Here is a 21,020-nt window from a genome sequence, read left to right on the forward strand (position 1 = left end):
ACATGAGGGTGGGATCTCACTCTCCTGGCTCCGGGCGGGATCGCCGTCCGTTGGTGGACGGGCAGAAAATTGTGGTCCGCTGCGACATGCTCCTGAGCGGTGACAGCTCATCAGGCGTTTCGGCTCCAGCCGAGAGGGCCAGACAAGGAATCAGCGAGGAGCACGGCAGAACAAGCCTGCGCGGCTAGACCTGACCATGGTAACCCGACGCAACCGTGTCGGCAACAATCTACGAGATCTGCACGCCGTGAGCGATCTCGACGCGGTGCGCGACGAACCCGAGGTCGGTGGCCAGCCCCTCCAACTCGGCGTCGACCGGTTCGGTGCCGAGCAGAAGGACGGTCGGGCCGGCTCCGGAGACCGTCGCCGCACGTCCGCGGTGCCGCAGGGCCTCGACGAGACCAGCCGTCTCGGGCATCGCCGCACTGCGGTAACCCTGGTGGAGGGTGTCGGCGGTCGCGTCGAACAAGGTCTCCGGGGCGCTGGTCAACGCGACCACCGCGAGCGCAGCACGACTCAGGTTGAACACGGCGTCGGCCCGCGGCACCTGGTCCGGCAACAGCGCCCGGGTGAACGAGGTGGACGACTCGGTGTCCGGCACGAACGCGGTCGCAACGATGTCCGGATGCAGCTCGAGCCTGCGGGCGCGGTAGGCGGTGACACCGTCGTCGCCGGCAACCGTCCAGGTCACGACCGCAGAGCCGAGAACGCTGGCCGCGGCGTTGTCGGGATGTCCCTCGAACTCCCCTGCCAACTGCACCAAGACCTCGTCGGAGAGTCGCCCGTGGCCCGCTCGGTCCAGCAGACCGGACGCGGCGGCGAGTCCGGAGACCACCGCAGCAGCCGACGAACCGAGGCCGCGCGAATGCGGAATCGAGTTGCGGCATCGCAGATGCAGGCCGTCGGCGTCCACGCCCGCCGAGCTCAATCCGCGTCGCAGGGCCCGGACCACCAGGTGGGTGTCGTCAGTCGGCACCGATCCGGCGCCCTCGCCGGAGACCTCGACGAGACTCGGACCCGGCGTGGCGGTCACCTCGAGATCGTCGTAGATCCCCAGAGCGACTCCGAGACAGTCGAATCCGGGCCCGAGATTGGCACTCGACGCCGGTACCCGCACCTGGGTCGAGATGCCATCGGGAAGTCGTGTCCCCGCCCCCACGGTCGACACCCGCGGCTCAGCCGACGCCGAGGGCACGTGCCACCGCCACCGGATCGACCGGGATGGCCTCGACCTCGGGGATACCCGACAGCGCGGTGTCGGGGTCCTTGAGGCCGTTGCCGGTCACCGTGCACACGACCGTCTCGCCCTTCGCGACCCAGCCTTCCTCCCTCGCCGCGAGCAGGCCCGCGACACTGGCCGCCGAGGCGGGCTCCACGAACACGCCCTCACGACCCGCGATCAGGCGGTAGGCCTCGAGCAGCTTCTCGTCGGTGGCGGCCCGGAACTGACCGCCGGACTCCTCCTTGGCCGCGACCGCCTGGTTCCAACTGGCGGGCGAACCGATCCGGATGGCCGTGGCGATGGTCTCGGGCTCACGCACCGGAGCACCGTTGACCAGCGGTGCGGCGCCGGCAGCCTGCACGCCGAGCATTCGGGGCAGGCGGTCGGACACGCCGTCGGCGTGGTACTCGCGGTAGCCCTTCCAGTACGCGGTGATGTTGCCGGCATTGCCGACCGGCAGGGCGTGCACGTCGGGTGCCTTACCGAGCACGTCGACGATCTCGAACGCGGCCGTCTTCTGTCCCTCGATACGTGCCGGGTTCACCGAGTTGACCAGCTCGATCTCGGTGAACTCGGCCGTGGCCTTGCGCGCCAGCTCGAGGCAGTCGTCGAAGTTGCCCAGCACCTGGACGATCTTCGCACCGTGCATCACCGCCTGGGCGAGCTTGCCCATCGCGATCTTGCCCTGCGGGATGAGCACCGCGCAGGTGATGCCCGCGCGGGTCGCGTACGCCGCGGCCGACGCCGAGGTGTTGCCGGTCGACGCGCACAGCACGGCGGTCTTGCCATGGTTCACCGCGTTGCTGACCGCCATGGTCATGCCGCGGTCCTTGAACGAGCCGGTGGGATTGAGTCCCTCGACCTTGAGATACACCTCGCAGCCGGTGACCTCGGAGATGTGCGGGGCCTCGATGAGCGGTGTACCGCCCTCGAGCAGGGTGACGACCTTCCAGTCGGCGCCGACGGGCAGCCGATCACGGTAGGCCTCGATCAGTCCGGGCCACCGCACGTGCACCGGCGCGGCGGCGGGAGTGGGGTCAGTCATCGGTACCTTCCAATCGCAACACACTCGACACCTTGATCACGGCATCCATGTCTTCCAGAGCCGCAACACATTCGGACTGGTAGCGGTCCGGCGCGCGGTGCGTGACCAGGATCAGCCGGGCGTCGTCACCCGCACCTTCCTGTCGCACGGCCGCGATGCTCACCGATCGCTTCGAGAACTCGCCGGCCACCTGCGCGAGCACACCGGGGCGGTCGGCGACCCGCATCGAGACGTAGTAGCGCGTGAGCACGTCGTCGATGGGCGCCACGGGCAGCGACGCGTACGTCGACTCCAACGGTCCACGTCCGCCGTGCACCTTGTTGCGGGCCGCCATCACCAGATCGCCGAGAACCGCTGACGCCGTGGGTGATCCGCCGGCACCCTGACCGTAGAACATCAGCCGACCGGCGTTCTCGGCCTCGACGACGACGGCGTTGAAGGCGCCGTTCACCGTCGCGAGCGGGTGGTGATGCGGTATGAGCGTCGGGTACACGCGGGCCGACACCCGTTGCCTGCCGTCGGCGCTGCGCACGCGTTCGCAGATCGCGAGCAGCTTGATGGTGCAGTCGAACTTCTTCGCACTGACCAGATCTGCCGCCGTGATCGACGAGATCCCCTCGCGATGGACATCGGCCGCGGTGACCCGGGTGTGGAAGGCGATCGACGCGAGGATCGCCGCCTTGGCGGCCGCGTCGTAACCTTCGACGTCGGCTGTCGGATCGGCCTCGGCATAGCCGAGTCGCCCCGCTTCCGCCAGTGTGTCCGCATAGTCGGCGCCGGTCTCGTCCATCGCCGACAGGATGTAGTTGGTGGTGCCGTTGACGATTCCGGCGACGCGTTCGACCGTGTCGCCGGCCAGCGACTGCATCAGGGGTCGGATCACCGGGATCGCCCCCGCGACGGCGGCCTCGAAGTAGAGGTCGACCTTGGCGCCCGCCGCAGCGGTCGCGAGCTCGCCGGTGTACTCCGCCAGCAGCGCCTTGTTGGCGGTCACCACCGACTTGCCGTTGAGCAGCGCGGTGCCGATCAGTGCTCGTGCCGGATCGATCCCACCCATCAACTCGACCACGATGTCGACGTCGTCCCGGGCGACCAGGGCCGCGGGATCGTCGGTCAGCAGCGCGCTGTCGATGTCACGCGGCCGGGCCAGATCACGCACCGCGACTCCGCGCAACGCGAGCGGCGCACCCACCCGCGAACGCAGGTCGTCGGCGTTGTCCCGCAGGATGCGGACCACCTCGGCACCGACGTTGCCCATACCGAGCACCGCGATACCGATCTCGCGTGCGGTACCCGCTCCGGTGGAGCCGTCGACGGGGCTGGTCGTCGTGCTCACTGTTGCACCTCCAGACTGAAGAAATCGTCGACCGTCTCCCGCCGCAGCAGGACTCGCGAATCCGAATCGCGCACCGCCACCACGGGCGGGCGCATGGTCATGTTGTAGCGGCTCGACATCGAGTAGCAGTACGCACCGGTCGCGGCCACGGCGAGCAGGTCGCCCGGCTCGAGGTCCTCGGGTAGCCAACAATCCTTGATCACGATGTCACCGCTCTCGCAGTGCTTTCCGACGACCCGACTGACCACCGCCCGGGCGTCCGAGACCCGGGAGACCAGACGGACGTCGTATTCGGCCTGATACAGCACCGTGCGGATGTTGTCGCTCATGCCGCCGTCGACCGACACGTACCGGCGAATGGTGTTCTGCCCGAGGTCGACGTCCTTGATGGTGCCGACACGGTAGAGCGTCACGGTGCCCGGCCCGGCGATCGCACGGCCCGGTTCGACGGCGAGCGTCGGGACCGGTAGTCCGAGGGCCGCGGACTCGCGACGCACGATCTCGGCGAGACGCTCGGCCACCGCGCCGATCGGCAGGGGGTCGTCGGTCGGGAGATACGAGATCCCCAGTCCGCCACCGAGATCGACGATGGAGATCTGCGAGGTCTTGTCCACTCCGAACTCCGCGACGACGGTGCGCAACAGTTCGAGCACCCGCCGTGCGGCCAGGTCGAAGCCGTCCATGTCGAAGATCTGTGAGCCGATGTGGCTGTGCAGGCCGACGAGTCGCAGATTGTCGGTGGCGAAGACGCGGCGGATGGCCTCGATCGCCACCCCGCCGGCAAGTGCGAATCCGAACTTCTGGTCTTCGTGGGCAGTCGAGATGAATTCGTGGGTATGAGCTTCGACGCCGACGGTGATGCGCACCAGGACGTCGGCGACGATCCCCCGCTCCCCCGCCAGCGCGTCGAGGCGATCGATCTCGATCATCGAGTCGAGGACGATGTGGCCGACGCCCGCATCGAGCGCCATGGCGAGTTCGGCCGGACTCTTGTTGTTGCCGTGCAACGCGATCCGGTCGGCCGGGAAGTCGGCGCGCAGTGCGATCGCGAGTTCGCCGCCGGAGCAGACGTCCAGCCAGAGGCCCTCTTGGTCGACCCAGCGGGCGATCTCCGTGCTCAGGAATGCCTTGGAGGCATAGTGGACCCGTCCGTGCGGGCCGAAGGCCGCCAGCATGTCGGCGCAACGAGACCGGAAGTCGTCCTCGTCGAGCACGAACAGCGGTGTCCCGTAACGCTCGGCGAGGTCGGTGACCGCGATCCCCGCGATGCTGACCACGCCGTCGTCCTCACGACGGGCGTTGCGCGGGTAGACCGCGGCCGGGATGGCGGCCAGTTCGTCGGGCGCACTGGGACGTTCGGCCAGATGCGGGGCCGCCAGCAACTCTGCGTGCCGGGGTCCGGCCGGATGCGCGTTCACATCCGCTCCGGGGCGCTGACGCCGACCAGCCCGAGACCGTTGGCGAGGACCTGACGTGTTGCGTCGCAGAGAGCCAGCCGGGCGCGGTGGATGTCCTCGGCCGCGGCATCTCCCAGCGGCAACACCCGACATCGAGCGTAGAACCGGTGGTAGGCACCCGCGAGCGACTCCAGGTAGCGACAGATCCGGTGCGGCTCACGGAGATCGGCAGCGGTGGCGACGACGTCGCCGAAGTCGCCGAGCGTCCGGATCAACTCGCCCTCGGCCGGGTCGTCGAGCAACCCGAGGAGGTCGGTGCTCGCGGAGATGCCCAACTCGGCCGCGTTGCGCCCGAGGGCCGACAACCGCGCGTGGGCGTACTGGACGTAGTAGACCGGGTTGTCGTTGGACTGCTTGGTGAGCAGGTCGAGATCGATGTCGATGTTGACGTCGACCGACGAGCGGATGAGCGAGTATCGAGCGCCGTCGACGCCGACCGCGTCGACGAGATCGTCGAGCGTGATGACCGTCCCCGCGCGCTTGCTCATCCGCACCGGCTGCCCGTCGCGGACCAGGTTCACCATCTGACCGATCAGGACCTCGACGGTCGCCGGGTCGTCACCGAGCGTCGCGGCGGCAGCCTTGAGCCGGGTGATGTAGCCGTGGTGGTCGGCGCCCAGCATGTAGATGCACAGGTCGAAACCGCGGTTTCGCTTGTCCTTGTAGTACGCGATGTCACCGGCGATGTAGGCGGCGTTGCCGTCGCTCTTGATCACCACGCGGTCCTTGTCGTCGCCGTAATCGGTGGTGCGCAACCACCAGGCGCCGTCGGCCTCGTAGAGGTTTCCGTTCGACTTGAGTTCGGCGATGCAGGCGTCGACGAGACCGGAGGTGAACATCGAGTCCTCGTGGGTGAAGACGTCGAAGTCGGTGCCGAACTCGTGCAGGCTCTCCTTGATGTGGGTGAACATCAGGTCGACCCCGACCGACCGGAAGGTCTCCACGCGGTCGGCGTCGGGCTTGTCGAGCACGTCGGGAACCGCGGCGACCACCCGGGCCGCGATGTCGGCGATGTAGTCGCCCGCATATCCGTCCTCGGGGGTGGGGAGGTCACGGGCCGATGCGTCGAGCGAGCGCGCGAAGCGATCGATCTGGGCACCGTGGTCGTTGAAGTAGTACTCCCGGGTGACGTCGGCGCCCTGCGCGCCCAGAACGCGACCGAGCGCGTCGCCGACCGCCGCCCAGCGCGTACCACCGAGGTGGATCGGCCCGGTCGGGTTGGCGGAGACGAACTCGAGGTTGATCTTCCGACCGGCGAGCGCGTCCCCGCGTCCGTATGCGGCGCCGTCGGTGAGGATGGTCGACACGACGGTGTTCTGGGCGTCGGCGGCCAGCCACACGTTGACGAATCCCGGCCCGGCGACGTCGGACTTGTCGATCCCGGGTGTCGCCGCGAATGCCTCGGCCAGCCACCCTGCGAGCTCTCGGGGCGGTACACCCAACTTCTTGCCGAGCTGCAGCGCGATGTTGGTGGAATAGTCGCCGTGATCGGCGTGGCGCGGTCGCTCCACACCGACGGTCTCGGGCAGCACCGAGTCGTCGAGTCCGTGGTCTCGGACAACGGTCAGGGTCGCGGCACGGAGCAGTGCGGCGAGGTCGGCGGGAGTCACGGCATCCCATCCTATTGGCCCACGTGCCGGTGGGGACAATCGCCTCGGCGCGCGGCGCGTCCGGACCGGATCGGCACCGGGGATGGGGTCGGTGCGCCACCAGTACACTGTGTGATCGCCGCGGCATCCGCGCTGCGCAGGGTTTCGACGGAAGAGAGAGATGGCACGCAAAGCGGGGGCGAACGTACCCAAGACCAGCAAGCGTCCGACGCGATCCGGCTCGGTCCCCTCCGCGAGTGGCCGCAGCATCGACTGGCCGATCATCGGCGCCGTCGTCGTGGTCCTGGCGCTGGTCGCAGGCATCGCCGCATATCTGGTGCCCAAGTACCTCGACGAGCGTGAGGCGCAGAGCCTCAAGCCCGCGACCGTCGAGGGGTACGTGCCGTCGGCCCAGGATCCCGATCCCTCGACCCGTATCGACGGCGTCACCAAGATCTACTACCGCGCGGGCCAGCACGTGACCGGACAGCAGCGGGTCGCCTATGACCAGTCGCCGCCCTTCGGCGGACCGCACGACGAGGTCTGGGCCACATGTACCGGCATCGTCTACCCGAACCAGTTGCGCTCGGAGAACGCCGTCCACGCGCTCGAGCACGGCGCGGTGTGGATCACCTACAACCCGTCGACGATCAACCCCGACGACCTCGACACGCTGAAGAAGAAGGTCACCGGCGAGCAGTTCCTGTTCATCTCGCCCTACCCGGACCAGAGCACGCCGATCTCGCTGCAGAGCTGGGGCCACCAGCTGAAGCTGGAGTCGGCGGGCGATCCGCGGATCGACCAGTTCATCACCGCGCTGCGCCGTAACACCAACACCGGTGTGTACCGCGAGGCGCCTCAGGAGGCGGCCTTCCCGGAGACGCAGGCCGCCTGCGCCGCCCTGCCGGGCGCCTTCGACCCGTCGAACCCGCCGCCGGCCGACCAGGGCCCGCCCGGGCCCGATGCGGTCAAGATGGACGGAGGCGGTAGCGCACCTGCCACCGACGAAGCAGGCGTCGGCGGCGCCCCGGCCCCCGCACCCGCGGGCTGATCGGCGAATCGGATGGCCGGCAGCGACCCGCAGCATCCCAGCGACCCGAAAGACTCCAGCGACCCGACGAACCCCGGCGAGGGCGATACCCCCGATGCGGAGAACGTCACCAGCGGAACCGATTCCGCCACGGAAGGCTCGTCGTCGGCGCCATCGTCACCACCGGTCGGCGCTGACGCGACGGCGACGGGACATGCGGCGTCGGCCGACGACGAGGGCGACCCTGACGGTCCCGGCCGCTCCGAGCGCGGCCAGCGTGTGCTCATCGCCCTCGCCGGGGTCATCCTCCTGCTCCTCGGTGTCGGCGTGGGTCTGGTCATCGCCGCGTCGTACTCCGACGACGACGCCGCCGCGAACGATCGCCCCGCCGCCGATTCCGCCGCGGTCGGGTTCGCGCAGGACATGATCCGGCACCACGAACAGGGCGTCGAGATGGCGGCCATCGAACTGACCAACGGCACCGATCCGCAGGTCCGCAGCATGGCCTTCGACATCCTCACCACACAGTCCAACGAGATCGGTCAGATGCAGTCCTGGCTGTCGCGGTGGGGTTACCCCGTCATCAACCCGGATTCGCCGATGGCCTGGATGTCGATGTCCGGCGGCGGGACGTCGGGTGACGACCACGATCACGCCGACGGTAACCACGCGGGCCATGATCACGGGACCCACGATCACGGCGCGGCCGGTCACGACGAGGCCGACGATCACGACCACGGCACGGGTGACCACGGCACGGGCGACCAGCAGGGCGCATCGGGCGGACACGGGGCATCCGACGACCACGCGGACATGCCCGGTATGTCGATGCCCGGGATGGGCGAGCCGTCGGCTCCGGGCGCTCCGACGGCAGGCGCTCCGACGGCAGGTGCTCCGACGGCGGGCGGTTCCACGTCCGGTTCCGCAGACGAGCCACCGATGCCCGGCATGGCGACCGCGGCCGAGATGGATCGCTTGCGCACCCTGCGCGGTCGCGACGCGGACGTCGACTTCCTGCAGCTGATGCTGCGGCACCACGAGGGTGGGCTGCACATGATGGAGTACGCCGCGAATCCCGCGAACGTCACCGAGCCCTACGTCCGCGACCTGGCGTCGGCGATGCTGCGCACCCAGAACAAGGAGATCGGCATCATCACCGCGATGCTCGCCGAGCGAGGCGCGCAGCCGCTCCCGATGAACTGAGGTCGGTCGGGGGCTGGTTTCCGGGACTCTGCCCGGGCCGGCGGTCCGACCACAATCTGCCGCCCAGCGGCGGGTCGCGTGCACTATCCACACCACACCCCGCAGGACGGCAGATTTTCGTCACCCCGACGGCCTGAGCGCCCGACTCCCACCAACCCCAGCCCTGCCCGAGTGTTGACCACAATCTGCCGCCCACCAGCGAGCCGCGTGCACTATCCACACCACACCCCGCAGGACGGCAGATTTTCGCCACCCCGACGGCCCGAGCACTCCCCCGACAACCACCCGCCCGCACCCGAAAACCACCCGCCAGCACTGCACCACAACCGCATTGGCATTCGCTGGCCATTCTCAGGCGGATTCCGGCAGATACCGGGCGGATCTCCGGACGCCGCGCCTCCCCGGGCGGCCCCTGACCACAATCTGCCGCCCAACAGCGAGCCGCGTGCACTATCCACACGACACCGCGCAGGACGGCAGATTTTCGCCACCCCGACGACCCGCCGCGGGGCTACACTCCGAGGCAGCGTCGCGTGCCGATGGCGGACTGCGTCAGGCATGGAGGCGTGGGACACGAAAGAGTATTCGTGACAGTCAGTTTCAACCACACCATCATCGGTTCACATGACCCGGTCGGGTCGGCGGCCTTCTACCGCACCATCCTCGGCGCCCGCGAGGCACCGGGCTGGGGTCCGTTCACCAACATCCTGCTCGACGACGACACGCTGTTGCAGTTCGCATCCGGCCCCGTCAACGATCCCGTTCACATGGCGTTCCTGATGTCGGAGGAGGAGTTCGACCGCGGCTACGCGATACTCGTCCGCGACGGCATCGAGCATTGGGCCGACCCGCAGATGCGCCGCCCGAACGAGGTCGCCACCGACGAGGGACGACGGGTGTACTTCAAGGATCCGTCGGGTCACTACCTCGAGATGCTCACCCAGCCGTATCTGTGAGCACGGCCCGCGGGGAGATCGCCCGAGTTGCTCGGTCTCCTCGCGGGGCAGACCGACTGATCGCTGTTCGCCTCACGCGTCCGCCGAGCGAATCGCCGAACGGTGACTACGGCCGGCGCGACGACGGGTGGTGTGATCCGAGGTGAGGATGAGAATCAGAGTGAGATCGACGAGTACAGAAACTGTGCCCCCGGCAGGAATCGAACCTGCGGCCTTCTGCTCCGTAGTGAAGGAGTTGCCGGTCAATCGTCGGAACTTCACGTTCGAACCAGGCGGGCTTGAAGTCGCCTGATCGTCGGCTATCGTGTCCGATTCTTCGCATTCCGGTAACCGTTTGACAACGCTCGCGGGCAATTTGATATCGAGCGTTACTCAATGCGGCGACACTCCAGAATGGTCGGGCCACTCGCGATTTCTTCCAGCCGATAAAGGGGGACGCAGCACCATGAACGAGCATGATTCACGCCTGATTATCCAGTGGCGCACATCGCAATTCGCGCAATCGCTGTCAAAGCGGACGGTGACCGAGCGCGCCGCGATTCTGCACCGATTCGCCAACACGATGGGCGTGTCTCCCAGTGAGGCCACGATGGACGATCTGGTCGAATGGCTGGCCAGCGGCGAGGACTGGTCGCCCGGGACCCGGAACACCTACTACCGCGCCATGCGGGCATGGTTTCTGTGGTTGCAACGCACGGGCCATCGGATCGACAACCCGATGATCAACATCACCTCGCCTCGCGTCCCCCGAGCGGAGCCGAAGCCGTTGTCCGACGACAACCTTCGCCGAGTGCTGGCGGTGCGGATGCACAAGCGCACCAGGGTGATGATCATCCTTTACGCCCTCGTTGGAATGCGGTGCGCCGAGATCGCGAAGATTCGGGGTGAGAACTTCGACCTCGTTGAGCGGACCGTCACGTTCACCGGGAAAGGCGGAGTGAAATCGACACTCCCCCTGCATCCACTCGTCGTCGACGTCGCGTGGATGATGCCCCGGGAAGGCTGGTGGTTCCCGACCAATTCAAGCCGGCCGGAGGGTGGGCATATCCGAGGAAAGTCGGTTGGTCACATCATCAAACAGGCAATCGTCCGGGCTGGCGCCCAAGGCTCGGCCCATTCCCTTCGGCACTGGTTCGGGACCGCGCTCGTCGACAGTGGGGTCGATCTCCGCACGACGCAGGAATTGATGCGCCACGCGAGCCTCGCCACGACGGCGAAGTACACGAAGGTCAAGGATCAGCGAAAGGTCGAGGGGATTCATCGACTCGACCCCTGGAAGACGGCGGCCTGACCGAGCGAACGAATTATCCGAAACCCGGCACACGCCGGGCGGAGGGCCGAGTAGCGTTCCGCAAACGTTGACCCGCGCGTGACAGCGTGCGACACAACCGAAAAGAGCCCCGCACCTGCTGTCACAGGCCGGGGCGACGGACCCAAGAATGGAGTCTTGGAGTCATGCGTAACCGTACGCTCATCGGCGCTATCGCGGCGCTGGCAATCATCGCATTCACTGGAGCTGGGTGCGCGAGCACCGATGCCAATCAAGTATCGGAGTCCGGAACCCCCGCTGCCGCGGGCGCGCCCGAGAAGAAGAAGACGTTCCCAGTGGGAGCGACAGTCGACGTGTCCGACTCCGGCAACGCAGCCCGCATCACGATCGCCGACCTCCAGCAGGGGCAGGCCAGCGAGTTCGCCGATGTGAAGGGTGAACTCTGGCAGGTCACCGCGACGATCCAGGGCACAAAGGGGACGTGGGAGGTGAATCCGCTCTACTTCTCGGCCGCAACCAACGACGGCACACACCTGGAGGCCTCGCTCGGTGGGGCCGCCGAGCAAATCGGCACGGCATCGATTCCGTCCGGCCAGAAGACGTCCGGCGCGGTTGCATTCGACGTACCCGCCGGCCACACGATCCAATCGATTTCCTTGACCGGCCCTCTCGGCGAACCACTGGCCACCTGGACCGCCAGGTAGAACTCGACGACCCAACGAACGAACGAACGAAAGACCCCCGAACCCAGGCAAGGTTCGGGGGTCTTTCGTTCGGTCTTTCTTCGGATTCAGGCGTAGATCGCGACCGTCTCGGCGACGAGGTCCTGCGCCGAGATCCGCCGTCCCGCACGGCCATACCAGCGCCGTTCGGTGTACGCGCGGGTGTGTTGGCCGTCGAACAGGTATCCGCGCAGCCACGCGGGCGCCTCGGCGTAGGACTGCCAGAACGTCGGCTCCCACCACTGCGCGCGAGCCTGCCGAGCCTCCATCCCGTCGAGCTGGGCCACCATGTGGTCGAACCAGACGTGCGGGTCCCCGAGGCTGAAGGTGCGGATCTGGTCGGCGAGCGGACGCAATGGCGACTCGGCCGGCATCGAGGTGATCCCGTCGACCGGGTTGGCGATCTCGTACACGTCGATCCCGGCCGGCCACGCGGGGTGTGCGCCGTCGAGGCCGTAGCCGAACGACGGCCGCCCGTACGACTGGGCGGCCCGGCGGGCAGGGTTCGCGATGTTCACGACGGCGAGCACGGTGCAGTCGCGGTAGGCGCCGCGGGCCCTCGCCGCGAGGAAGTCGCTGACGACGAGCGCACCGAGGGAGTAGCCCGCGAGCACCACGAGGTTCGGCGTCGACCGGATCGCCGCCGCGAGGTTCGTCACGCCTTCGCGGCGCGACTGCGCCTCGCTCACCCCCAGCACGTTGCCGGTCGGGTTGAAGCACGCGATCGACGCCTCGTAGTCGAGGTCGACCCACTCGACCCGGTCGCCGAGCTTGAGCGCCGGGACGCTGAGCATGTTGGTTGCGCTCCAACGACGCTCGGCGGTGCCCCGGACGGTGATGAGGGTGATCGCGGTCATTTGCGCCCCGCCCACTCACGCAGCGTGTCCGCCCACAGTTGTCGCTGAGTGCGGGTGTCACCGGCCCTGGCGCGGGCCTCGCGCCCCTCTTCCTGGTACCGGCGCAGCATCAGCCATAGCCACACCATCGCGACCGCGCCACCGACATAGATCACCAGCCGCACATAGTGGCGGCCCGGGTACTCCGAGCCGGTCGACACCGACACCGCCACCTGTAGCACCACCAGCGTCCACAGGGTGGACTTGAGGGCGTAGACCTTGCCGAGGTTCGACGCCCACCATGGCGACTTCACCACGTACTGCACGGTGAACACCAGTTGCTCGAACGCCAGGACGCAGATCGCGATGTCCGCGATCATCTTCGCCGTCATCCCACACCCCCGAAGGCTGCCCGCATCGCCTCCGCGAACCCGTTCTTGACCAAGTCTTTCCTCAAGCTGTCCCCGACTTTCTGTGCCCGCGCGTCGGCCCGCTCCGCCTCTTCTCGACGGTCGCGGGCCGCGTCGGCCTTCTGTTCCATGCGATCGGCACGAACCCGCGCCTCGGCGATCTCGCGTTGCCACCAGAACTTCATGGCGCGTGCTCCTCGGCGATCTGACGCATCGCTGTGACCATCGCCTGCTGCACCTCGGCCGTGGCCGTCGAGACGGCTGCGGCATCGGCGAACTTCGCGATGCTCTTCTGGTTCTCAACGTCGCGGCGTTCTGCCGCCTCCAGTTCGCGGTCGCGGATCGAGATCAGCTCACGGTGGGTGACACCGAGCACGATCCACCCTTTGACCAACGCGATGGCCGTGGCTGTCGCGACCACGAGGATGATCGACACCACGCCGACCCCGTTCCACGCGGCCGGCGACAGGAAGCTCACGCGCTACAACCGATCGTCATTCCGCGACCGGGGCGTTCGGGTCGGCGATCCCTTGGGCGTTGCCGGTGAATGCCGACGTGCTGGCCGTGTTGGCGTTCATGATCCCGCCGGTGAGTCCGGCCAGTGCGGTCGACACGACCGGGAGCCATATCCCGACCTGCACCTGGGATGCGATGCCGTAGCCCAGGAGCCCGAGCTGGACGGCGCCGACCGCTGCGTACAGCAGAGGGCGCAGGGTCGAGATCGATCGGGCGCGGACGAACGCGATCAGGGGCGCGAGGAACGCCGTCACGATGCCCGCCCAGAGGGCCGACTTGTCACCGGTGGCAACTGCCCCGATGGATGCGCCGGCCGTCGCGGTCGGGAGGGCGGTGTAGGCGATCGAGATCCAGTCGGTCGTCGCCTTGAGTCCGAGCTTCTCGAGAATGGTGCTGCTCACGGTCAGACCCCCAGCTTCTTCGCGAGGGCCTCGACGGTGCGCTTCAGCGCTGCGAGGCCGTCGCGCACGGTGTTCTCCGACTTACCGTCGGCCGCCTTGCCCATCGAGGAGTCAGGTCCCCACAGGTTCGGGCCGAGCTGGTCGGCGATCCACCGCACCTTCGTGAGTAGTTCTTTCTGCTCTGCGTCGTTGAGTGCAGCCATGATGTTGTTTCCTCCGTTCACGCCGCACGCTGCGGCGAAATCTGTGGGTGAGAGATCGGTCAGGTTCATGTCGCAGTTGCCGAACGGCGCGCAGCCCTGCGGGCCGGGTCCGTACCCCTGACCGTCGGTGTACTGCCACGCGATCTGATTGGGGTAGTTCGGTTTTGTGCGCGAGTAGCCCGCGACGACCAGCCGAGTGTCCCTCGGCTTATGTGGCCACAGGGAGTTGAGATCGCCCTGGTTGCCGTAGGCGACGACGCGGCGCCGGTCGCCGAGGAATCGGGCGAGGCCGTCGATGAGGTTGTTGATACCGGCCGATTGGTTGCCGCCGATCTGGCCGCCCCACGACTCGACGTCGACCATCGCGATCAACTTCGGGTGCGGGGTTCCGACCTGCGCTGTGAACGTGTCGAGGGTCTGTTGCCAGTTCTGGCGGTAGACCATGTAGACGAGGAAACAGTCGAGCTTGCCCGCGTCGGCCGCGCGGCGACACCACGCGTAGTTGTTGGCCCACTTCTGATCTCGGTAGGTCCCGTCGTTGGATCGGATGCAGAGCATTCGGTACGGGTAGGAGTCGTCGACGCCGCGCTGCCACTCGGACACGTCGGCATAGAAGGTGCTCACAGCTTCGCCCCGATCCGCTCGATCGTCCGCTTCGTGCTCGCGATCCCGTCGCGTACTGTCAGCTCCTTGCCGTCGGGGCCGAGGATCGACGAGCTCGCTCCCCATGCGGGGAGTTTCGGGCCGAGCTGGTCGTAGACGTAGCGCACCCGGTCGAGGAGCACGCGCTGGTCGGCATCCGACAGCGCCCCGAACGGATTCGGGACGTCGGGTGCCACGAGGGCGCCATAGCCCTTCGGGGTGATGTTGACCGCCAGACGCTCGATCGGCATCCACCAGTGTTCGATGCCGCCGAACCGGGCGGAGTCGGAGATGTAGGCGCCGTTGGCCAGTCCGTCCCCGCCGACTTCGGCGCCAACGCCGGTCACGAAGTGCATGATCAGTTCCCACGGGTAGCCCGGCGGCCGGGTGTTGCCCTGCGCCCAGATGTTGATCGGCATCCCGCGCCGGCTGTTGACGATCGTCTCGGTGATCGCGACCCGGAGAGCCTGGATGTCTTCGCGCGTGGGGTTTCCGGTGCGGATGTAGCGCGCCGAGTACGCGCGGCCGGTTCGCCTGGACAGGACCGCGTCGATGTTCGCCACGTCGGCGGTGCCGTCGACGGTTGTGCCGCACTCGATCGCCATCTGGTTCTCGGTGACGTTGATCCCGTAGGTGGAGAGCACGACCAGCGCGGTCGACGGTCCGCAGGTCCAGCCCTTCTGTTGGGCGTGGTAGGTGTGCGGGAGGATGGTCTGAGTCATGGCGTCATGTCCTTTGCGACGAAGTTGTCCCACGCGGCCGAACTTGTTGTGAGGAGCCGCGTTTGAGCGAGGCCGAAGTAGCGCCGGCCGCCGACGTGCGGGATGACACCGCCGGTGTCGATCCAGGAGATCTCGGGGACGCCGCTGGTGTCGGTGGAGGCGTACACGTTGAACGTGTTGGACGCCTGCCGGTAGGTGATGGTCCACCCGCCGCTGCGCGCGGTGCCCGATGATCCGACCTGGGTTGCGGTGCCGCCGATCCCGCCGGTGACCGTGTAGAGCGCACATCCCGAGTTGCTCACGCCGAGGGCGAGGAAGTTCCCGATTGACGAGTCGGATGCGGCGATCATGAACGACTGCCGCACATTCGGGTTACCGAGCCACGCTGCCACGTTCCAGTCGTCGGTCGCGAGCTGGAGCTGGTAGATGCCCGCCTGTCGGCCGTCGGTCGTGCCGTTGAATACCAGTTGGCCGCCGCTGATCTTGAGGTTCGATCCGGAACTCACGTTGTTCAGCACCCACGATCCGAGGTCGCCGTCGAAGTTGTCGGCGATGGTGCGCGGGACGGTGGCGAACGACGTGTTCGAGCCGAATTGCAGGAACAGGAACGACGTCGAGTACGAGGCGTCGACGACCGCGCCAGAGATCGACGACGGTGCGGGTGAGGAGGCAGGGTTGCGCACGAGGCCCGGCTGGTACGGCCGCGCCAGCGCGTTGGGCTTCGACGAGACGGCCCCGTGGAATACGACCGACCCGCTGCCGGTCATGCGCGCCTGGACCGCGAGGACGTCGTCGCGTTGCACCACGAGGGCGACCGGGAGCACGTGTGTCCCCCACGAGTCCGCCACCGACAGCGACGAACTGAGGTCGGGCGACGAGTACAGCAAGGCGACCTCGCCGGTCGCGACGTTGAGGCTGTAGACGTCGAGGTTGAGACTCGAGACCGTGCCGGTCTTCTTCGCCACCCATGCGAGGCCCTGGCGCTGCGCCGCCTCCGACGAGCGGAGGAATCCCCAGGCGGCCGAGGTGGACGTGACGGTGATCGATGCGCTGGCGCTCTGGGCATCGATCGTGACGTCGGCGGTCGAGTCGGTCGAGACGTAGATCGACGCGCCGCCCGCCTGCTGGGTGACGGCCGCATTCGACGCGACACCCGAGTTGGCCGTGTTCGCGCTCGCCTGCGCCCCGTCGGCCGACAGCTGCGCGGTGGCGGCGGCGTTGTAGGCCGAGACCGCCTGCGTCGACAGGTCGTCAGCCCACGTCTTCAGCCCGGCGAACGGGCTGATCTTCGACCCGAAGACGTCGATCTGGAATCCGGCGACGGCGTAGAGCACCCGCGCGAGGACCAACTCGAAGAACGACTTCGTCCACGTTCCAACGAACTGCTGTGAGGGCATCAGGCCGGATCCAGCCAGATGCGCAGCTCGGCGAGGACCTGCGACGTCGACCAGTTGGCCGAGCCGTATTGCCGCACCGCGGAGAAGACGATCGTCTGGGCTGTCCCGGCCGGCACGACCGCGGCGGGTGACGAATCGGTCGGCAGGATCGCGACGCCGAATCGGGGTGATGCCGACAGGTGATACGCCACCCCGGCGGCCTCCTGGCCGCGCGCGTAGCCCAGCATCGTGCCCGAGGCTGCGATGGTCGCGGGCGCGGTTGCCGATCCACCCATGCGGATCTCGCCGTCGATGCGGGTGCCGATCGCCGCGGGGGTGACTTCGACGTCGCCCTCGACGCGTGGGCGGTAGGCGAAGGACTGGGCCGGGATCGTGATGTTCGTCAGGACTCCCGTGACGCCTGCGGCGGTCATGGACAGCGAGGTGAACGACGAGGCCGAGACGACGTAGAGGACGGGCTTGGTCTGGACTGTGGTCCACACCGCCTTGTTCGTCGTCGAGTTGTAGACGAGCATCTGGCCGCTGGTGGGCGTGCCGGTGACGTCGGAGGACGAGAGGACTGAGCCGGGGGAACCGGTGCCGCCGTCTGCGCCCTTCGGGATTGTCAGCGCGAGGTCGTAGACACTCGCCTCGCCCGGGCCGCCGGGGCTCACGAGCGTGAGGGAGCCGGTCGCGTTGCTGTTCGCCGGACCCGCGGTGACTGCGATGTTGCGGAACGTGGCCGCCAGGCCGGGGAGACCCTGCGCGAGGGCGACCGCGTTGGATGTCGCCGAGTCGGCGTCGATGACCATCGTCATGGTGCACACACCCGTGGAGAACGGGTCCTGCGCACCCGTGAAGAGACACTGGACGGTCGCGACGTACGACCCATCTGGATTGCGAACGAAACTCATTGGCTGCCTTCCTGATTACCCGACAAGGGTCACCGCCTTGATGGCGCTCCATAGCCCCTCGTACTGGCGGGCGAACTTGGCGTACGGGGATTCGAGCGCGTTCCCGTCACCGACGGTGATCTCGAGGTCCTCGAAGTCCTGACGCGTGTCGGTGATCTGCCACTCGGTGAGGTAGTCGGTGTAGATCACTCGGTCGTCGGGGTCGATCCACGAGAGCGGGTCGCCCGTCTCGTAGTCGCGGCCGTAGGTGTACTGGCCGCCGTCGCGGGTCTTCAGCTGGAAGGTGTAGTAGCCGCGCGAATCCCACAGCGCCGCCTCCAGCGCGACGAGCTCGTTGAGCGTGTACGCGGTGCCGCCGGTGCTGGTGAAGAACTCGGGATACCCGAACTTGCCCAGCTTCTTCCGGCGTCCGGCGTGCTCGATCTCCTGGAACGCGAGGATGATGTTGTCGAACACGCCATCGAGCAGCGAGTTCGGAATCGCTCCGATCGCGCCCGCGGCGCCGGCCGTTGCGGCTGCCGCCGCCGCGATGATCATCGACAGGAGCGCTTCGAGGATCAGGTTGATCCCCTGGTTGACCCACTCGGGCGACTGTCCGCCGCCGATCACGGTGTAGGCGAGCGGATGGTGCGCCACTACATGGGTTTCGGTGATCCCGCTGTTCGGGCCGTCCTCGTAGATCGGCCACGGCGGTTTCGAGTCGAGGCCGAAGTAGTGCGACAGGATCCCGCCGTAGGGGTTCGTCGCGTCGGTCTCGTTCATCGAGCTGGGGTCGATGCCGAGCAGCGCCTCCAGGATGCCGCCGAGTGCCATGTCGGCCAGCTCGACCCCGGCGCCGATAAGACCGTCGATCGCGGTCCCTGTCGGGCCGGTGACGTTGGTCTTGTCGACGAAGTCGAAGCAGATGGTCGGCTCGGTCAGGGTGAACGCCCAGGGTGCAGGCTGCGGCTCCCCCGGCTCCCACATCCAGACCTTGGGCACGACGCCGCAGTCCTTCATCGGCTGCTCGATCAGCGACATCACCGAGTCCATGCGGGCGGTGATGGTGGTCCACTTCGAGGTGTCCGTCAGCGGGTTCGTCGGGATGATGACGTAGGGCGGCTTCCCGTTCTGCGCGTTGGCTGTTGCCGAGGCGAACCAGGCCGCAGGGTTGGTGAGGTTGTTGACGATCTCCCAGAGCCCGAAGTAGGTCCGGATCTGCTGCTCGGCGAGCATCGTCTTGATGCAGGTGATGATCGGGCCGACGTGCACAGCCTCTTTGATCGGCTGGAACTGGATCGGGGTCCACCAGGTCGGGAACACCATCCACTTGTTCAGCCAGTTCGTATCGTGGACCAGCTGCATCGTGTAGGTCTTGACACCCTTGACCACGGCCTTCTCGCAGGTGTCGACGCGGCCGGTCCACTTCCAGTACCCCTGCTTGCGCACCGTGATCGGGACGACGGTGCTCTTGCACGTCATGCCGACGGGGCCAGCGGGGTCGGAGCCCTTCAGCTCGATCGTTCCGGTGCCGACGGCTCGGACCTTCTCCCCGACGGTGGCCGACAGGTAGTCGTTGATCGGCATGAGCGGATAGCCCTTGTTGTCGTGCACCCGGACCTCGAGGCCCGGGTTCGCCATGAGGGCGTCCTGGCGGCGGTCGGCCTCGGCGAACGCGGCGACCGGATCAGCCTGCGAGAGGTCGAGGTGGCCGTCGGCGTAGCGGACGGTGCCGTCAGCCTTCGCCGTTGCCGTGACGGTGGTCTTCGCCGATCCGCCAGCCTTGCCGTCGGCGGTCGCAGTGACCGTGACGGTGGTGCTCGCGCCCCCGACTTCCCCGACGACACCGTCGGCCGCCGCGGTGGCCGTGACGGTCGTCTGGGCGCCGCTGCGATGCTGGGCGGTGCCACCGGCCGTGGGGGTGGCGGTGATGGTCGTGGCAGCGTTCCCGCTGCCGTCCACACGCCCGTCGGCGCTGGAGCCGACGGTGACGTCGGTCGAGGCGCCGCCCGTCTTCGTCAGTACGCCGTCGGCGGGTGTCCCGACCGTGACGGTCGTGTTGGCCGAGCCGCCGCTGGACCCGTCGGCGACTGCGGTGGCCACGACGGTCGTCGCAGCACCAGAGGAGGCCCCACGGATGCCCGCGGCGGTCGGGGTGGCCGTGATGACCGTGGTAGCACCCGACGAGGTCGCGCGAAGGCCTCCCGCGATGGCGGTCGCGGTGATGGTCTGCGACGCGCCGCCGGTCGTCCCCTTGCCGCCGTCGGCGACGGGGGTGGCGGTGATGGTGGTCGTCGCGTCGCCGGTGTACGCCTGACTCGTCGGGTTGACGTCGATCGACGTCCCGGCCGCCGTGACGGTGGTGGTCGAGGCGAACGCGTTGTTGTAGATCGAATGGCGGATCTTGTCGCCCGCGATGAGGTTCGCGGTGTAGGTCAGCGTTCCCGATCCTGAGTTGGCTGGCGACTCGGCCACGACGGTGCCGTTGAGCAGGAGCGCCGCCTTGCGGAAGCTGCCGCCCGTGTTGGCGTAGGACAGCGTGATGGTGGCGGAGCCGTTGCCGGCGACCACCAGCTCGTCGGCCGTGATGGTCGCGGGATAGGACGCGTCCGAGGTCCAGCTCGTGACCTGGACGTACCCGGCCGTGCTCTGCGACCCGATCGACTGCGACCCGCTCTTGTTGATCCGCTGCCGCGAGATCGCCACTTACGTCACGGCCTCTCGACCGATTCGCACCGTTGGTCTCGCGTCAGTTCGCGGCCAGCGGCGTGAGATTGAGCGAGTCGGTCGACAGCGTGTAGGTGTCGCCGGTCGACCACGTGCGGGTCGAGTTGAGCGCCGCGGTCCACAGGCAGTTGCCACCGCTCGATGCGTCGAAGAACGAGACGTGCGAGAGGGTCTCGGACACGGCCGAGGCCGAGCAGGTCCAGGACGGCGCGGTGCCGGTGATGCTGATCGATCCACCCGACGCGGCGGCGAACGTGATCGCCACTCGCACGGTTCCACCGACGGTCCCGGCCGAGAGGTTCGAGGCGGCCGTGGCGCCCGGGACGCCGACGTGGAGTTGGGCGTAGACAGTGGTCGGCGGCGTGGTCGACGAGCCGCGGACCCAGTTGAGCCAGAGGTTCGCCATGTACGAGGTGATTCCGACGGCAGGCATGTGGGACTCCTTTGGGTACGACGAATCACCC

At 67.7% G+C, this 21,020-nt stretch carries 21 protein-coding genes; 5 read left to right on the plus strand and 16 right to left on the minus strand.

From position 1 onward, the window contains the following. Positions 1-229: 229 nt before the first annotated feature. Genes thrB through argS form a run of 5 tightly spaced genes read right to left on the minus strand, consistent with a single transcriptional unit; the run spans position 230 to position 6,670 of the window. Positions 230-1,195, minus strand: a complete 966-nt coding sequence (gene thrB, locus GS4_RS22585; RefSeq protein ID WP_007624943.1) for a homoserine kinase — start codon at positions 1,193-1,195, stop codon at positions 230-232. After that, on the minus strand, positions 1,176-2,267 hold the full coding sequence (thrC, locus tag GS4_RS22590; RefSeq protein WP_007624945.1) for a threonine synthase: 1,092 nt from the start codon (positions 2,265-2,267) through the stop codon (positions 1,176-1,178). The genes thrB and thrC overlap by 20 nt, the downstream gene beginning before the upstream one ends. Beyond that, positions 2,260-3,603: a homoserine dehydrogenase gene (locus tag GS4_RS22595; RefSeq protein WP_007624954.1), complete on the minus strand. Its 1,344-nt coding sequence runs from the start codon at positions 3,601-3,603 to the stop codon at positions 2,260-2,262. Before GS4_RS22595 ends, thrC begins: the two co-directional genes overlap by 8 nt. Then, positions 3,600-5,021, minus strand: a complete 1,422-nt coding sequence (gene lysA, locus GS4_RS22600) for a diaminopimelate decarboxylase (RefSeq protein WP_007624956.1) — start codon at positions 5,019-5,021, stop codon at positions 3,600-3,602. The genes GS4_RS22595 and lysA overlap by 4 nt, the downstream gene beginning before the upstream one ends. After that, positions 5,018-6,670 (minus strand): arginine--tRNA ligase, encoded by a 1,653-nt coding sequence (gene argS, locus GS4_RS22605; RefSeq protein WP_007624961.1) that lies wholly within the window; start codon positions 6,668-6,670, stop codon positions 5,018-5,020. Before argS ends, lysA begins: the two co-directional genes overlap by 4 nt. A gap of 160 nt (positions 6,671-6,830) precedes the next feature. On the opposite strand from argS, the gene GS4_RS22610 reads away from it, so the two are divergent. The 5 genes from GS4_RS22610 to GS4_RS22635 all read left to right on the plus strand — a co-directional run bounded on the left by GS4_RS22610 (position 6,831) and on the right by GS4_RS22635 (position 11,812). After that, positions 6,831-7,700 (plus strand): thioredoxin-like domain-containing protein, encoded by an 870-nt coding sequence (locus tag GS4_RS22610; protein ID WP_007624968.1) that lies wholly within the window; start codon positions 6,831-6,833, stop codon positions 7,698-7,700. A 258-nt stretch (positions 7,701-7,958) separates the two neighbouring features. Next, positions 7,959-8,882 (plus strand): DUF305 domain-containing protein, encoded by a 924-nt coding sequence (locus GS4_RS26270; RefSeq protein ID WP_439644637.1) that lies wholly within the window; start codon positions 7,959-7,961, stop codon positions 8,880-8,882. A 587-nt stretch (positions 8,883-9,469) separates the two neighbouring features. Continuing rightward, positions 9,470-9,838, plus strand: coding sequence for a VOC family protein (locus GS4_RS22620; protein WP_007624970.1), 369 nt, complete (start codon positions 9,470-9,472; stop codon positions 9,836-9,838). Positions 9,839-10,283: 445 nt separating this feature from the next. Further along, positions 10,284-11,129: a tyrosine-type recombinase/integrase gene (locus tag GS4_RS22630; protein ID WP_007624971.1), complete on the plus strand. Its 846-nt coding sequence runs from the start codon at positions 10,284-10,286 to the stop codon at positions 11,127-11,129. 164 nt (positions 11,130-11,293) lie between these two features. Further along, positions 11,294-11,812 carry a DUF1942 domain-containing protein gene (locus GS4_RS22635; protein ID WP_007624972.1) on the plus strand — a complete coding sequence of 173 codons (519 nt, stop codon included), beginning with the start codon at positions 11,294-11,296 and terminating at the stop codon, positions 11,810-11,812. Between the two features lie 86 nt (positions 11,813-11,898). On the opposite strand, the gene GS4_RS24965 is transcribed toward GS4_RS22635, so the two are convergent. The 11 genes from GS4_RS24965 to GS4_RS22695 are packed head-to-tail and all read right to left on the minus strand — an operon-like array spanning position 11,899 to position 20,989. Then, positions 11,899-12,702, minus strand: a complete 804-nt coding sequence (locus tag GS4_RS24965; protein WP_157226729.1) for a PE-PPE domain-containing protein — start codon at positions 12,700-12,702, stop codon at positions 11,899-11,901. Beyond that, positions 12,684-13,058, minus strand: coding sequence for a putative phage holin (locus GS4_RS22650; protein ID WP_007624974.1), 375 nt, complete (start codon positions 13,056-13,058; stop codon positions 12,684-12,686). Before GS4_RS22650 ends, GS4_RS24965 begins: the two co-directional genes overlap by 19 nt. After that, on the minus strand, positions 13,055-13,261 hold the full coding sequence (locus tag GS4_RS22655) for a DUF7620 family protein (RefSeq protein WP_007624975.1): 207 nt from the start codon (positions 13,259-13,261) through the stop codon (positions 13,055-13,057). Before GS4_RS22655 ends, GS4_RS22650 begins: the two co-directional genes overlap by 4 nt. Further along, complete coding sequence (locus GS4_RS22660; protein WP_007624976.1) at positions 13,258-13,554, minus strand: hypothetical protein; 297 nt, start codon at positions 13,552-13,554, stop codon at positions 13,258-13,260. The genes GS4_RS22655 and GS4_RS22660 overlap by 4 nt, the downstream gene beginning before the upstream one ends. A 16-nt stretch (positions 13,555-13,570) precedes the next feature. Continuing rightward, complete coding sequence (locus GS4_RS22665) at positions 13,571-13,993, minus strand: phage holin (protein ID WP_007624982.1); 423 nt, start codon at positions 13,991-13,993, stop codon at positions 13,571-13,573. A 2-nt stretch (positions 13,994-13,995) separates the two neighbouring features. Further along, a complete protein-coding gene (locus GS4_RS22670; RefSeq protein ID WP_007624984.1) occupies positions 13,996-14,820 on the minus strand; it encodes a glycoside hydrolase family 25 domain-containing protein in 825 nt (274 codons plus the stop codon). Then, on the minus strand, positions 14,817-15,560 hold the full coding sequence (locus GS4_RS22675) for a C39 family peptidase (protein WP_007624989.1): 744 nt from the start codon (positions 15,558-15,560) through the stop codon (positions 14,817-14,819). Before GS4_RS22675 ends, GS4_RS22670 begins: the two co-directional genes overlap by 4 nt. Then, positions 15,557-16,957 carry a hypothetical protein gene (locus tag GS4_RS25705; protein WP_007624990.1) on the minus strand — a complete coding sequence of 467 codons (1,401 nt, stop codon included), beginning with the start codon at positions 16,955-16,957 and terminating at the stop codon, positions 15,557-15,559. Before GS4_RS25705 ends, GS4_RS22675 begins: the two co-directional genes overlap by 4 nt. Beyond that, complete coding sequence (locus tag GS4_RS22685) at positions 16,957-17,850, minus strand: hypothetical protein (protein WP_007624992.1); 894 nt, start codon at positions 17,848-17,850, stop codon at positions 16,957-16,959. The genes GS4_RS25705 and GS4_RS22685 overlap by 1 nt, the downstream gene beginning before the upstream one ends. 15 nt (positions 17,851-17,865) lie before the next feature. After that, on the minus strand, positions 17,866-20,535 hold the full coding sequence (locus tag GS4_RS24970; protein ID WP_007624993.1) for a Gp37-like protein: 2,670 nt from the start codon (positions 20,533-20,535) through the stop codon (positions 17,866-17,868). A 43-nt stretch (positions 20,536-20,578) separates the two neighbouring features. After that, positions 20,579-20,989 carry a phage tail fiber protein gene (locus tag GS4_RS22695; protein ID WP_040511539.1) on the minus strand — a complete coding sequence of 137 codons (411 nt, stop codon included), beginning with the start codon at positions 20,987-20,989 and terminating at the stop codon, positions 20,579-20,581. Positions 20,990-21,020: the final 31 nt, after the last annotated feature.

This window comes from Gordonia soli NBRC 108243, from assembly GCF_000334455.1.
GTDB lineage: Bacteria > Actinomycetota > Actinomycetes > Mycobacteriales > Mycobacteriaceae > Gordonia > Gordonia soli.